Source organism: Lentilitoribacter sp. JB5-8 (genome assembly GCF_055693385.1).
The window spans coordinates 2,737,662-2,751,107 of the sequence record NZ_CM146332.1 but is presented as its reverse complement, the minus strand read 5'-3'; the positions used below and the strand labels follow the sequence as shown (position 1 = coordinate 2,751,107).

At 43.9% G+C, this 13,446-nt stretch carries 14 protein-coding genes; 8 read left to right on the top strand and 6 right to left on the bottom strand.

The genetic code is table 11. The annotated features are described in order from the left end of the window. Positions 1-198: 198 nt before the first annotated feature. Positions 199-804 carry a PilZ domain-containing protein gene (locus ACZ1GZ_RS13495; protein ID WP_472665396.1) on the bottom strand — a complete coding sequence of 202 codons (606 nt, stop codon included), beginning with the start codon at positions 802-804 and terminating at the stop codon, positions 199-201. A 105-nt stretch (positions 805-909) separates the two neighbouring features. Continuing rightward, positions 910-1,521, bottom strand: coding sequence for a PAS domain-containing protein (locus ACZ1GZ_RS13490; protein ID WP_472665395.1), 612 nt, complete (start codon positions 1,519-1,521; stop codon positions 910-912). 312 nt (positions 1,522-1,833) lie between these two features. On the opposite strand from ACZ1GZ_RS13490, the gene ACZ1GZ_RS13485 reads away from it, so the two are divergent. Further along, a complete protein-coding gene (locus ACZ1GZ_RS13485; RefSeq protein ID WP_472665394.1) occupies positions 1,834-2,547 on the top strand; it encodes a rhomboid family intramembrane serine protease in 714 nt (237 codons plus the stop codon). A 141-nt stretch (positions 2,548-2,688) separates the two neighbouring features. Beyond that, positions 2,689-3,120: a CBS domain-containing protein gene (locus tag ACZ1GZ_RS13480; protein ID WP_472665393.1), complete on the top strand. Its 432-nt coding sequence runs from the start codon at positions 2,689-2,691 to the stop codon at positions 3,118-3,120. Between the two features lie 3 nt (positions 3,121-3,123). Here the strand turns inward: ACZ1GZ_RS13480 and hisI are convergent, their stop codons facing one another. Together hisI and folE are read right to left on the bottom strand one after the other, a co-directional pair. Continuing rightward, positions 3,124-3,537: a phosphoribosyl-AMP cyclohydrolase gene (hisI, locus tag ACZ1GZ_RS13475; RefSeq protein WP_472665392.1), complete on the bottom strand. Its 414-nt coding sequence runs from the start codon at positions 3,535-3,537 to the stop codon at positions 3,124-3,126. Positions 3,538-3,542: 5 nt separating this feature from the next. Beyond that, positions 3,543-4,166, bottom strand: a complete 624-nt coding sequence (folE, locus tag ACZ1GZ_RS13470; protein ID WP_472665391.1) for a GTP cyclohydrolase I FolE — start codon at positions 4,164-4,166, stop codon at positions 3,543-3,545. A 154-nt stretch (positions 4,167-4,320) separates the two neighbouring features. Here folE and ACZ1GZ_RS13465 point away from each other — a divergent pair, with 154 nt between their 5' ends. From ACZ1GZ_RS13465 to thrS, 3 genes are all read left to right on the top strand, one after another. Beyond that, entirely contained in the window at positions 4,321-4,761 is a 441-nt protein-coding gene (locus ACZ1GZ_RS13465; protein ID WP_472665390.1) for an iron-sulfur cluster assembly scaffold protein, read from the top strand. Positions 4,762-4,769: 8 nt separating this feature from the next. Further along, the gene (gene yidD / locus ACZ1GZ_RS13460) at positions 4,770-5,090 is read left to right on the top strand and encodes a membrane protein insertion efficiency factor YidD (protein WP_472665389.1); all 321 of its coding nucleotides are present in this window, start codon (positions 4,770-4,772) and stop codon (positions 5,088-5,090) included. Between the two features lie 199 nt (positions 5,091-5,289). Then, the gene (gene thrS / locus ACZ1GZ_RS13455) at positions 5,290-7,248 is read left to right on the top strand and encodes a threonine--tRNA ligase (RefSeq protein WP_472665388.1); all 1,959 of its coding nucleotides are present in this window, start codon (positions 5,290-5,292) and stop codon (positions 7,246-7,248) included. Positions 7,249-7,301: 53 nt separating this feature from the next. Here thrS and ACZ1GZ_RS13450 read toward each other — a convergent pair whose 3' ends face one another. Next, complete coding sequence (locus ACZ1GZ_RS13450; protein ID WP_472665387.1) at positions 7,302-8,243, bottom strand: hypothetical protein; 942 nt, start codon at positions 8,241-8,243, stop codon at positions 7,302-7,304. A gap of 151 nt (positions 8,244-8,394) precedes the next feature. On the opposite strand from ACZ1GZ_RS13450, the gene ACZ1GZ_RS13445 reads away from it, so the two are divergent. Both ACZ1GZ_RS13445 and ACZ1GZ_RS13440 read left to right on the top strand, forming a co-directional pair. Further along, entirely contained in the window at positions 8,395-8,997 is a 603-nt protein-coding gene (locus ACZ1GZ_RS13445) for a flavin reductase family protein (RefSeq protein ID WP_472665386.1), read from the top strand. Positions 8,998-9,121: 124 nt separating this feature from the next. After that, entirely contained in the window at positions 9,122-10,261 is a 1,140-nt protein-coding gene (locus tag ACZ1GZ_RS13440) for a DUF2336 domain-containing protein (RefSeq protein ID WP_472665385.1), read from the top strand. A 5-nt stretch (positions 10,262-10,266) separates the two neighbouring features. Here the strand turns inward: ACZ1GZ_RS13440 and parE are convergent, their stop codons facing one another. Continuing rightward, a complete protein-coding gene (gene parE, locus ACZ1GZ_RS13435; RefSeq protein ID WP_472665384.1) occupies positions 10,267-12,411 on the bottom strand; it encodes a DNA topoisomerase IV subunit B in 2,145 nt (714 codons plus the stop codon). Positions 12,412-12,527: 116 nt separating this feature from the next. Here parE and ACZ1GZ_RS13430 point away from each other — a divergent pair, with 116 nt between their 5' ends. After that, positions 12,528-13,400, top strand: a complete 873-nt coding sequence (locus ACZ1GZ_RS13430) for an alpha/beta hydrolase family protein (protein ID WP_472665383.1) — start codon at positions 12,528-12,530, stop codon at positions 13,398-13,400. The last annotated feature ends 46 nt before the right edge of the window (positions 13,401-13,446 follow it).

Here is a 13,446-nt window from a genome sequence, read left to right as displayed (position 1 = left end):
GACAAAAAACTTGCATGGTGAAGAATTGCCGTCACGTTAGCTTGGATCACACGATGCGCAATAAAACACTGCGAATGAAAATTGGCTCAGAAAAATGCCGCGAAAAAAAATCAAAAAAAATTACTTTTTTTCGTTTTTGCGCCGATCTGGGAAATAAATATGGGAATTTGCGAAGGAATTATAGCAAATTAGACGTGTTTAAAGTCTATTTTCAAGCTCTTCAATTGGCTGAATATTGAGGAATTCGATTGAGATACCTGTGTCAAAATGACGAATTACACGGCCCTGCATGGAACCAAGCCATAATAAAGTACCAGCTTCAGGTTGGACATCGATTTCAAATGCTGCGCCTGATACAGACAAATCGATAATTCGAACTGGGTAAGTGCGACCATCCTCAAGTCTAATTTCAGAATTCATCTTACGAGGCGCTGTGCGTTCGTGACGACGATCTTCTTCCATGCCAAGTTCGTGTTTGTTGGCAAGCCAGGTTAATTGTGCAGCAAGTTTGTTTTGCTTGCGCGGAGTTGCGTTAATGGCAACTTCAAAACCATCCTTTGCAACGTTAATTACATTGCCTTCAAGGCGGCCAATTTGTTCGATATAGGCAATAATTCGCTCGCCGTGATCGGGAAGGTGGGTTGCTTCAACGAAAGCGACCGCGGGTGACATCTTGCTAATAAAGCATTTCTGCTCGGTGTAATCTTCACGCATCATACGACCTTGAAGTTCCACACTTACACTATAAAATGTATTTGTTTCTTCGTTTTCAGTGCCAATATCTCTACGTGCTGCCGATAGCATTTGACTTTCCCAAACTCTTAAATTTGTTTTTTAAACTAAAAGACTATGGTTAATAATGTGTAAGTTTTACCGGTTTTGACGGATATAATTGCGCCATTTTTCGATTTAATTTTTAAGGCCACCATCAATGACAAATAGATGGCCAACTTGTGTAGCTTCATCTGTGATATTTGTATCTATATTTTGCTTTTGTGGGTGGCCCAAAGCCTTAAAATCAACAGGTATCGTGTCTTTATCGATATGACGAATGGCAGTTAATGACATACCGATTATATGTTTCTTATTCAGATTAAAATCACTGGTTAATTGAGATAAGGAACCAATCACACGGTCAAACTGGCCATTTTCGCTCACAAGAGGGAGCAATAACATCTCAAGTTTATTCACAGTGCCAGATGTCGAAAGCCCATCTGCCATTACGACAAATGGCATTTGGTTAGAGGCACATTGAGCCACGATAGTGCTGGGTTTTCGTTCTACGCCGTTAAGCCATAAACCGCTGAAAGACTTACCACGCAATTCGTCACCAAACATGGCGCAAATATCACCGCCTGCAAGATTAAGTGATGCTATGTCGCCATTTAACTCTAGCATGAATACCGATGGTAGTATGTTGCCAATATAAGCTGGCTCAAACACATGCCGAGAAGGGGCGGGGTCTTCACCGCGCAATTTATTCCAATACTGAAATAATTCTCTGCTTGTTTGATGTCTCATGACGTTTTTACTCAATACAAATAAATGCCTTTATAGAATTGTATCACATATTGCCGTTCTAAGCGTTTATATTGGCGAATTTGCCTAAAATCCCGCGCGTTAAGGTTAATAAATGGTTTCGCTTGCCGAGTTTGGTTGAACATGACAAAGTCTATTCAGGCTTCCAAATGGAATACTAGCACCCCAAATTGACCGAGTTTTGGTCACCGGCCACGTGAGCTTCTTTAGTGAATTGCTCCGTGGCCTTTTTTTATCCGAAAATTGCGATAGGTAGGTAATAACTACTATCCAGTTGAAATATCGGAAGTTTTGATGAACGACTTAAACGAAGAACACGGCGAAACAACTCAGACAAATCCGCCGATATTTAATCTACCGAATGTGATTTTGCTGTTCTTATTAATTTTGGTCGCGGTTCAGGTCGCACGTGACATGTTACTGTCCGATGATCAAAATATCGCATTGATCATAAATGGTGCCTTTATCCCACAACGGTACTTATTTCCGTCGTCGGATCAAAGTTTGGCATATTTTACGACACCAATCACCTATTCATTCTTACATGGTGGTTACGGGCACCTTGCCGTAAATAGTCTTTGGATAGCTGCCTTTGGTGCAGTGGTTGCAAGGCGCTTAGGAACAATTAGATTCATCGTTTTATGGATACTTTCAGCGGTCGCATCTGTTGCGTTTTTTGCGGCGCTAAATTGGGGAGAAGCAATACCCGTAGTAGGTGCATCTGGAGTTGTATCTGCATTAATGGGGGCAGCTGCAAGGTTTGCTTTCCCTTTAGGTGGCCGATTTGTCAGAGAGAAGGCTCATTTTCTACCACGTCAGTCATTTGCTGATGTGTTGCAAAATAAGACAGTGTTGGTTTATTTGGGTTTTTGGTTTATTATCAGTCTGTTACCGGCAATTGGTTTTGGCGCAACGGGTGAAGCCTCCTCTATAGCGTGGGAAGCGCATATTGGTGGATTTCTGTTTGGTTTCCTATTCTTTGAGCTGTTTGACCACAAAGACTGGTAAAAGTTGCAAATTTGTAAAAAATAGCGGTACACTGTGAGTCTATCGGAAAGGGTGGTTTTCCGAGATATGACATTTCCCTTTTCGTAACAGCGCTGCTTGGCAGCGAGACTTTAAGTTGGTTACAATAATGAGGAGGATGCAATGACTGTTAAACAGATTTTGGATGAAAAAGGCTATAGCGTGTCAACTATGGCTGCCACCGAAACAATTGCCGAAGCAATAGATTTCCTAGCTGGTAATAAGTTTGGTGCGGTTGTTGTGTCTTCTAAGGGTCAAGAAGTTGCCGGTATTCTATCTGAACGCGACATTGTGCGTACGATCTCTGAAAATGGCAAAGACGCGATAGATTATCCAATTTCCAAAGTCATGACTAAGAACGTGAAAACCTGTCAGGCAACAACCAGTGTGATGGAAGTTATGGAAATCATGACGAAAGGTGGGTTCCGTCACATTCCCATTGTTGATGATGGCAAACTAAGCGGAATCATCTCCATACGCGACGTGATTAAATATCGTATGAGTGAAGTTGAGCGTGAAGCAGAAGAGATCAAAGCCTATATCGGTGCCGGCTAAGACCTATTGAGCAAAAACCAGCTTCGGATCATCTGATCCGATGCCTTCAACACTTCTATAAAAGCAAGATTTTCGGCCAGTGTGGCAGGCGACATTATCGCCTGTCATTTCAACTTCGATGATAACGGCATCCTGATCACAATCTGTGTACATGGCTTTTACATATTGCAGATTGCCCGATGTTTCACCTTTTTTCCACAATGCTTGACGAGAGCGCGAATAATAATGCGCAATGCCAGTTTCGATCGTGAGCGCCAGAGCTTCGGCATTCATGTGCGCGAGCATAACAATTTGGCCATCGCTTTTATCTGTAACGACAGCTGTCACGAGACCTTTTTCATCAAATTTAGGTGTGAAGAGGCCTTCTGCTTCGAGAACTTTCTTGTCGCTCGATGGGTTTTTAAATTCAATTGTCATGTTAATTAGCTTTTGCCGATTGCTGCCATGAGTTTCAATTGCTCGTCTTTATCGGTCAAATATTCACCGGTAAATGATGAGGTAATTGTGACAGAACCATGCTTCTTAATTCCACGCATAGACATGCACATGTGTTCAGCTTCGATCACAACGGCAACACCCTTTGGCTGAAGCGCTTGTGTGATAGATTGCGCAATTTGTGCTGTCATGGATTCTTGCGTTTGCAAACGCTTGGCATAAATATCAACTACGCGTGCGATTTTTGAAAGACCTACAACTTTACCATCTGGCAAGTATGACACGTGAGCTTTACCAATAATTGGTACCATATGGTGCTCACAATGTGAAAAAAACGGGATATCTCGGATCGTCACTGGGCCAGAATAACCTGAAACTTGTTCAAATGTGCGCGACAGTTCTTCGTTTGGATTCTGATCATATCCTGCAAATAACTCAAGATAGGCGTTAACAACACGTTTTGGTGTGTCAAGTAAGCCTTCACGGCCAGGATTTTCACCAATCCATCTTAACAGCGTCTGCACAGCAGCTTCTGCTTCTTCGCGAGATGGTTTCTGACCGTCTCCAGCTTCAGTGCTGTTGGCTAGGATATTTTTGACAATCGCGTCCATTGTTGACTCCAAACCCTCAAGTAGTTCGTAATGTTATAACTTGAGGAGTTTTATTGTAAATAATCATTTTGGTATTTATGTGTTTTGTCTTTCTTGTACAAGCCACTATATAGTAGGTAATACTTGAATTTCGAGTGAATATTTTGGAAATGATATGATAGATAAAGTCTATAATGCGAAGATATTGGAATTTGCGGGTAATATATCCCATATCGGCGCCCTAGATGATGCGGATGCCGAAGCGATTGCGCACTCGAAATTGTGCGGTTCCAAAGTAAAAATCTGGCTCAACGTTTCCAATGGGGTGGTCACAAATTTTGGTCATGACGTGAAAGCTTGCGCTCTTGGCCAGGCGACTTCTTCGATTATGGCGAAGCATATTATCGGTGCGACACCTGAAGAATTGCGTAAAGTCCGCGATCAAATGTGGGCTATGTTGAAAGAAAATGGTGCGCCACCGGAAGGGCGTTTTGAAGATTTAAAATATCTTGAACCGGTGCGAGAATATCGTGCACGTCATGCTTCAACCATGCTGACATTTGATGCTGTGGTGGATGCGCTCGATCAGATTGAACAGGCGCAAGTCGCTGTTTAGACATTGCCATGTGTGATGCTGAGCCGAAAAAAGCTTACTTGAGAAACTGGCAAGGCCGCTGGCCTAAAACACCCGGCCGCCTTTTGGGGGTTGGTTTTATTCGGCTGTATCAACTCACATTATCCGGTTTTATAGGAAATTCCTGCCGTCATTTACCCACTTGCTCTGAATATGGATATGAAGCAATTGCGCGGTATGGCCTATGGTCTGGCGGGTGGATGGCTGCCATGCGCGTTGGTAAATGCGGACCATTTGGCACGCATGGTCATGACCCGGTTCCAGAGGAATTATCATCTGAGTATCGTTGGTGGTTACCCTGGAGGAAATGAGGCGGGGCGCAAATAATTCCGGTTTGGCGTGAACCGGTCGCAAGTTAGCTGGGCGCAAGCAATCTTTGATATCCATAGCCAGCCGCGAAATTTAGACTTTACCTTGTAACGTCTCCACGTTAAAAGCGGCCAGCTTTCAAAGCTGATTAATATCAACCACCCGCATTTGTAGGCGGGACTGGATAAAGGAGCATACCTCATGGCAGACGCCATTACTCTCTCATTCCCCGATGGTTCTGAACGTAGTTACGACGCTGGTACAACCGGTCGCGATGTTGCAGAATCAATTTCAAAATCACTTTCAAAAAAATCTGTTGCGATTGCTATTGATGGCGAATTGCAGGATTTGACAGATCCTATCACTTCAGGTGCGGTCGAGATAATCACACGCACCGATGATCGTGCGCTTGAACTTATTCGCCATGATGCTGCTCACGTGATGGCTGAAGCAGTGCAGGAATTATATCCTGGCACGCAGGTCACCATCGGTCCTGTGATTGAAAACGGTTTTTTCTACGATTTTGCTAAAGATACTCCGTTTACTCCGGAAGATCTGCCAAAGATCGAGAAGAAAATGCGCGAAATTATTGCGCGCAACGACAAGTTCACCAAAGAAATCTGGACACGTGAAGAAGCAAAACGCGTGTTTAAAGAAAAAGGTGAAGATTATAAAATTGAGTTGATCGATGCGATCCCGGGTGATGAAGACCTCAAGATCTATTATCAGGGTGACTGGTTTGATCTATGTCGTGGGCCTCATATGGCAACCACTGGCCAGATCGGCAATGCATTTAAATTGATGAAGGTTGCCGGCGCTTATTGGCGCGGTGATTCTGACAATGAAATGCTAACCCGTATTTATGGGACTGCATGGGCTGATCAAAAGCAACTTGATGCACATCTTCATATGATTGAAGAAGCTGAAAAACGTGATCACCGCAAATTGGGTCGTGAGATGGACTTGTTCCACTTCCAGGAAGAAGGCCCTGGCGTTGTGTTTTGGCATGCAAAAGGCTGGCGAATGTTCCAGACTTTGGTCAATTATATGCGTCGTCGCCTTGATGAACACGGCTATGATGAAGTCAATGCACCACAGATCTTGGATAAAGCTTTGTGGGAAACTTCAGGTCACTGGGGTTGGTATCGTGAGAATATGTTTGCAACACAAACCGAAGATGATCGCGTCTTTGCTATTAAGCCGATGAACTGCCCGGGGCACGTTCAGATCTTTAAGCATGGCCTTAAATCTTACCGCGAGCTTCCGATCAAAATGGCTGAATTTGGTAACGTCCACCGTTATGAGCCATCAGGTGCTTTGCATGGATTGATGCGTGTTCGTGGCTTTACACAAGACGATGCGCATGTGTTCTGTACCGAAGAACAGATGACCGCGGAGTGTCTGCGTATCAACGATCTTATCTTGTCGACTTATGCAGATTTCGGATTTGAAGAAATCACTGTGAAGCTTTCAACACGTCCTGAAAAGCGAGTGGGTAGCGATGAAAGCTGGGATCGTGCTGAAGAGATCATGATGAAGGTTCTAAAAACCATCGAAGAGAACTCTGAAGGTAAAATTACAACGGGTATCCTTGAAGGTGAGGGCGCGTTTTACGGTCCTAAATTTGAGTATACTTTGCGTGATGCGATTGGTCGTGAATGGCAATGTGGCACAACACAGGTAGATTTCAATTTGCCTGAGCGTTTTGGTGCATTCTACATCGATAGCGATTCTGAAAAACGCCAGCCAGTTATGATCCACCGCGCGATTTGTGGTTCAATGGAGCGCTTTTTGGGCATTCTCATTGAAAGTTACGCGGGTCATATGCCGCTTTGGTTTGCACCACTGCAAGTGGTCGTTGCAACTATCACATCTGAAGCTGAGGAATATGCTTTGGAAGTTGCAAAGGAACTAAAGGCAGCTGGATTGCAGGTTGATACAGATTTCAGAAATGAGAAGATCAACTATAAAGTTCGCGAACACTCGGTTACCAAGGTTCCCGTGATTATCGTTTGTGGTCGTAGGGAAGCTGAAGAGCGGACAGTGAACATTCGCCGTTTGGGTAGCCGTGATCAGACACCAATGTCTCTAGATGAAGCTGTTTCATCCTTGAAATTTGAGGCGACACCGCCTGATTTATTAAGAAAAATGGCTGACTAAATCATCGCTTAATTAAATAAGATCCCGCTTGAACAAAAATTCAGGCGGGATTTTTAATTGGAGAGCAGCACTTCCACGTCAGAATTTTTTCCAGGTGAAACGTGAAAATCCATCGGATATTCTGCATTTTGGTGGAGCGCAATGACCGTATAGTCACCTTCCGACAATACCAATCTTGGGAACGCACCAACCATTTCACCAATGATATCCCCTGATGAGGAATAAACCGACCAGGCGGTATCAGCAATACCTTCGCCACCAACTTTAGACACAAGCTTAAATGTCACCTCCGCAGCACGGTGGTTCATAACAACTTCGGTGAGTTTGCCCTTTTCAACGCGCACATCAGCTCGGGTAACTGCGTTTACATCTCCATATTCAGACACCACATGGTAGGTGCCTTCATTTAATCTAACGATCAGATTTGGTTTGACGAATTCTAATATGAGCTGCCGGTCACTATCATCAACTGAATCTTGTTCGCCGCTATAAATGGAAAAGTTTAAAAGGCTGGGTGAAAGTCGTGTGTTATTTCCAGACGCTGCTTTTAATACAATTCCACCCGCATCAAGGATGAACCGTTGGGGTGGTATTTCAGCATCTGGGGTAACAGTTAGCTTTTTTGTTACGCTGGCGCGACCAAAGGCAACATGGACAAAATAATCGCCAGGTTCGAAATCCATTGATGTGGAACCACCCTCGGCTGCGACAATTAAACGAAGTTTGCCTTCTTCATCAGGCGTTGGGTCAAAAACACGCCAAATAAGACCGGTTTGAATGGGGGCGCCTTCATCTTGCAATACAGCTTCAAGGGCGACGGAAATGGCCGTTGCAGAGTTTTGTGCAGGATTGTCGGTTGGTGTGAAATCTTCAAGTCCTGGTAATTGGATGTTGGGTTGAGTTTCAACAGTAAAACTATTTTGTGCCTGCACCTGAGCGCTTAGCAAAACAGTCAATAGTCCCATCCATAACAAGGCTTTAAGTTTAAAAATCATGACCCACACACATATTAATAAGCTGGTTTTTCTTTTAACATCAGAATCTGGTCTAAGGAAATCATATAATTATCAAAGTGTGGCTGGAATTGGATCGCTTGTATGATTATGTCTGGACAATAATGATATTAAGAAGCCGGGATGGGTAATTTTGTTTTATAATACTGATGGAAATGAACACGGACTAGCGCATGATCCCTTTAAGGCTATTGTCGCACCTCGACCCATTGGCTGGATTGGCAGCAAAGGGTCAGATGGTAGTTTAAATCTCTCACCGTATTCGTTTTTCAACGCAATAGCGGACAATCCCAAGTTGATCGTTTTTGCTTCAGGTGGCCGAAAAGACAGTGTTAGAAATTGTCAGGAAACAGGCGAATTTAGCGTTAATATGGTGGGATTGTCGCAAGTTGATGCGATGAACCAAAGTTCGGCGCCATATGATTATGACGTCAATGAATTTGAACAATCGGGTTTAACAGCAAGCGATTGCAAACTTATCGATGCCCCTATGGTAAATGGTGCCTTTGCAGTATTGGAATGCAAGGTTACTGATATTACAAAACCCAAAACTCTCAGCGGTGAACATTCTAGCGCATATTTGGTAACGGGTCAGGTTGTGGGCATCCACATCCAAGACAATGTTATTACAAATGGGCGGCTGGATAGTACAAAAACGCAAACGGTGTCTCGACTTGGATATATGGATTATGCGGTTGTGAAGGATACATTTGAAATTAAGCGCCCAAAGCTGTGATGATATCAAAATCAGCTAACTGATATTGCGGACAAAGATTAATAAACATGATGAACGGATCGTAAACCTTTTGCCGATAAGCTCATACCAACTTGGAATAATCTGGTTGGATTGAGTCGCAATAATGATCATCAAAGAATTTTTACAATGGACCGTAAATTCTGACACGAAATCCCGCGTTTTGGCGGTTAGAGCGCTTTGCGAGGCCTATATTTCCGGCCAGTTTACATCCGAAGAAATGAAGGCGGCTGAAGGTTCTATGGCCTTGTTGCTGGAGGATCTATCACCAGCGGTTCGTAAAGAAATGGCCACGGTTTTGGCGCAATCAGTTAACGTACCAACAATGATTATCAATGCTCTCGCACAAGACCAGATCGATGTAAGTGCGCCAATATTGGCGTTTTCACCTCTGTTAAGTGACAATAGTTTAGTTGATTTGATTGCACGGGGTGGCTTTGCTCAACAATTCATCATCGCAAAACGAGATTACTTAAGCGCTTCAGTTTGTGCAGCCTTGGTTGAAGTTGGCGATAAAGAAGCCGTATTGGCATTATTGGATAATCCAAATGCGCATATAGCCAGACTTTCTATTTCACGTCTTGCGGAGCGATTTGGTTATTATGGTCCAATTCGAAGCCAATTATTAGAGCGCAGTGATTTACCATCTGATACGCGGCACAAGCTGGTGGAAGAATTGAGCAATACATTTGCCAATAGTCCGCTTGTTGGTGCTCTTATGGGTAAAGACCGATTGGTCAATGTTACCAAAGATGCCTGTTTTCACGCTACCATTTCACTTGCTGAGACAACGCAAGGCGACGATATGTTGGCTTTGGTTGAGCATTTGCGTATTTCCGGCAAATTAACACCTGCTTTCTTGATGCATGTTTTGACGATTGGAAATGTAGATTTCTTTGCAACGATTATTGAGAAATTGTCAGGTAAGTCGATCTCCCGTATTCGCGCCATTTTAGGTGACGGGCATAGCTCTGTTGTAAATGCTCTTTACGCATCCGCCGGTTTGGATATTGAAATTTGCCCAGCTTTTGTCAGCGCGACTTTGTTGTGGCGCAAAGCATCTTCAAGCAATAACCCTATGTCTGCTGATCAAATCACTGAGTATTTGATGGAAGAATATTATGATGAATTGCATAAAGACACAGCAATTGCAGAGCTTTTAATGATGCTTGAAACCATTCAGTTTGCACAGCGTCGCAAACTGGCAAAGCAATTTGCTTTATCGCTTACTTCGCAGGCTGCATAACTGAGCTAGATATCCAGATTATCGACAAATTCAGCGTTGTCTTGAATAAATCTGAAACGCGCTTCGGGTTTTGTGCCCATTAAGTCATCGACTGTCTTGTTGGTATTTTCAACAATGATATCATCAATCTCAATTTTCAAAAGGGTCCGTTTGCCTGGCAGCATGGTTGTTTCTTTCAACTGCGCTGGAAGCATTTCACCCAAGCCTTTAAATCGCCCAATCTCAACTTTGCCGCGGCCTTTAAACTCTGTTTCCAAAAGCTCGGCTCTGTGGGCATCATCACGGGCATATAAGGTCTTGCCGCCTTGTGAAATTCTATAAAGTGGAGGAACAGCAAGGAAAAGGTGACCTTCACGGACGAGTTCAGGCATTTCCTGGTAGAAGAATGTGATCAACAAAGACGCGATATGCGCACCGTCAACGTCGGCATCTGTCATGATGATAATGCGTTCATAACGCAGATCATTCTCATGATACTTTGTACGTGTCCCGCAACCCAAAGCTTGGATGAGGTCGGCTAATTGTTGATTGGCGGTAATTTTTTCGCGTCCGGCGCTGGCCACGTTCAAGATTTTACCGCGAAGTGGTAAAATTGCCTGATTTTTTCGATTTCGCGCCTGTTTTGCCGATCCGCCCGCTGAATCACCCTCCACGATGAAGAGTTCAGCGCCTTCTGCTGTGTTTTGGCTACAATCAGCTAACTTGCCGGGGAGGCGGAGTTTTCGCACTGCTGATTTGCGATTGACTTCTTTTTCTTTGCGGCGACGCAAACGTTCTTCAGAGCGTTCAACCACCCATTCTAACAGCTTGGCTGCTTCTTGAGGTGAATCCGCAAGGAAGTGATCAAACGCATCGCGCAAACCATTTTCAACAATGCGCTGCGCTTCAACGGTCGCAAGCTTGTCTTTCGTTTGGCCAACAAATTCAGGCTCTCGAATATAGACCGATAACATGCCAATCGCAGAAATCATCACATCGTCTGTTGTGATCTGTGCTGCTTTTTTATTGCCGGTCAGTTCCCCATAGGCTTTTAGTCCGCGGGTGAGGGCAATCCGAAATCCAGCTTCATGTGTTCCGCCATTGCGCGTTGGAATGGTGTTACAATAGGAATCTACTGAGCTATCACCAGCGTGCCAGGCAACTGCCCATTCCATGGAACCGTGACCGCCAGTTCTTTCGCTTTTTCCGGAGAAAATATCGCGGCAAACTCGGTGGTTTTTGCCCAAAGTGTGCTCAAGATAGTCTTTAAGTCCACCTGGGTAATGGAATTTATCCTTTGGCGGAATGGGGCCGCCTTCTTTGAGTAATGAGGGCGCGCAGATCCATCTAACTTCAACACCACCGAACAAGTAGGCCTTTGATTGGGCCATTTTGTAAAGGCGCGCTGGATCAAACTTAACATCGCTACCAAAAATTTGTTCATCTGCATGAAAACAAACTTTTGTTCCGCGACGGTTATGAACTTCACCGAGTTCTTCAATGCCACCTTGTGGTAATCCGCGCGAGAAGCGCTGACGATAAAGGCGTTTATCGCGCGCAACTTCAACATACATATCATCAGATAATGCGTTCACAACTGATATGCCCACTCCGTGCAGACCACCAGATGTTTCATAAACCGAGCTGTTAAACTTACCACCGGCATGAAGTTTGGTTAGAACCACTTCCAGCGTGGAAAGACCTTCATCGGCATATTGTGGGTGAATGTCGACGGGGATACCACGGCCATTATCTGTAACCGAAATATATCCGTTTTCATCAAGTTCGATTTCAATGAATGTCGCATGTCCGGCCACTGCCTCATCCATTGAGTTATCGATGATTTCAGCGAACAGGTGATGCAAGGCATTCACATCTGTACCACCAATATACATACCTGGACGCAAGCGTACTGGTTCTAGACCTTCAAGAACTTCAATTGCATTCGCGCCATAATCACCATCACCTTGCGGTTTTGGTGAGGCTTTTTTTGCAGTTTCAGGCTTTGCAGCAGGTGCTTTATTGGTCTGTGGCGCAGGCGTAGGCGTTACAGATGGTGCAGGCGCTGTTGGTGCGCTTGATACGTCTTTAGTAGCTTTATCTTTGTCTGTAGATTCTGGTGTTGGAGCCGAGCTCCCAAATCCAGAAAATAGATCGTTTGAATCATCCATAAATTCTTGCCGCAATTAACCTGTTCGAATCACTATAATATCGTCATAATGTAACCAAATAAGGGAGCCTTGTCCGCGTGAACTCATTATTTACAGCTAGTTTTAGGCATTTTTTCTTGTGTGGAGCATTATTCTGCATTGCATTAGGTTCACTATTTGTACCTTCAGGTGTAAATGCACTTGAAATCAAACCTTTTAAAGACAAGCTATTTGCTTATCCTCAAATTTTAGAATCGCGTGATAACGGTGATTTTCTCCTGGTTAAATACGACAAGAATGTTGATCTTCATGGTCGAGATCAAATTCCAATTCGCAAAGTAAAACAAAAATACGTCAAAACTGGTATGCGCCGACACACAACCTCGCAGGAATTTGAGTTTGAAGGACGTAATATCGAGATCAGTTTTGTCGCGAAAAAAGGCGTGCCAAAATTCACTGTTCTATTTATCCATGGCGCAAAAGGTGATCGCCGCCTTGGTATGAAAGATTACACGTTCGGTGGCAACTTTAACCGCTTGAAAAACATCGCGCTGCAAAATAATGGGCTTTATATCACTCAAACCGTTAGAGAGTTTTCAAAACAGGGTGTTGAAGATGCCCGTGCACTTGTGCGCTATTTGTATGATGTGAAAAAAACACGCAATATATTCATTGTTTGTGCCTCGATGGGTGGGCAGATTTGTAATAAGATGGCCCACAACCACAATGATGTCGCCCGCTTGAGCGGCATTGTTTTGTTAGGCGCTATTCCAGATCGCAACTTATTGAAATCACATGCAATTACGGTTGGTTTACCTATTGTAATCGCGCATGGGAATGATGATGTTGTTTATCCCTGGTCTATCCAAAATGAGATTTATAATGCCATTAAACGACGTGAATCTCGCTATCCGATTCAGCTGGTTTTGTTCGATACCGGGCGCCATGGTACACCCATTCGAATGATAGATTGGCGCCAAACTTTAAACTGGTTGTTCAGGCGTTCTTAAAATTTGATAGAATGACTTAATCGCTTTTTAACTACAAAGCGCAAAA

Coding starts and splice junctions, on each gene's coding strand:
- parE (WP_472665384.1), bottom strand. CDS start 12,411: ATGGATGATTCAAACGATCTATTTTCTGGATTTGGGAGCTCGGCTCCA.
- ACZ1GZ_RS13450 (WP_472665387.1), bottom strand. CDS start 8,243: ATGATTTTTAAACTTAAAGCCTTGTTATGGATGGGACTATTGACTGTT.
- yidD (WP_472665389.1), top strand. CDS start 4,770: ATGTGTGATGCTGAGCCGAAAAAAGCTTACTTGAGAAACTGGCAAGGC.
- ACZ1GZ_RS13440 (WP_472665385.1), top strand. CDS start 9,122: ATGATCATCAAAGAATTTTTACAATGGACCGTAAATTCTGACACGAAA.
- ACZ1GZ_RS13490 (WP_472665395.1), bottom strand. CDS start 1,521: ATGAGACATCAAACAAGCAGAGAATTATTTCAGTATTGGAATAAATTG.
- hisI (WP_472665392.1), bottom strand. CDS start 3,537: ATGACAATTGAATTTAAAAACCCATCGAGCGACAAGAAAGTTCTCGAA.
- ACZ1GZ_RS13480 (WP_472665393.1), top strand. CDS start 2,689: ATGACTGTTAAACAGATTTTGGATGAAAAAGGCTATAGCGTGTCAACT.
- ACZ1GZ_RS13495 (WP_472665396.1), bottom strand. CDS start 804: ATGCTATCGGCAGCACGTAGAGATATTGGCACTGAAAACGAAGAAACA.
- folE (WP_472665391.1), bottom strand. CDS start 4,166: ATGGACGCGATTGTCAAAAATATCCTAGCCAACAGCACTGAAGCTGGA.
- ACZ1GZ_RS13465 (WP_472665390.1), top strand. CDS start 4,321: ATGATAGATAAAGTCTATAATGCGAAGATATTGGAATTTGCGGGTAAT.
- thrS (WP_472665388.1), top strand. CDS start 5,290: ATGGCAGACGCCATTACTCTCTCATTCCCCGATGGTTCTGAACGTAGT.
- ACZ1GZ_RS13485 (WP_472665394.1), top strand. CDS start 1,834: ATGAACGACTTAAACGAAGAACACGGCGAAACAACTCAGACAAATCCG.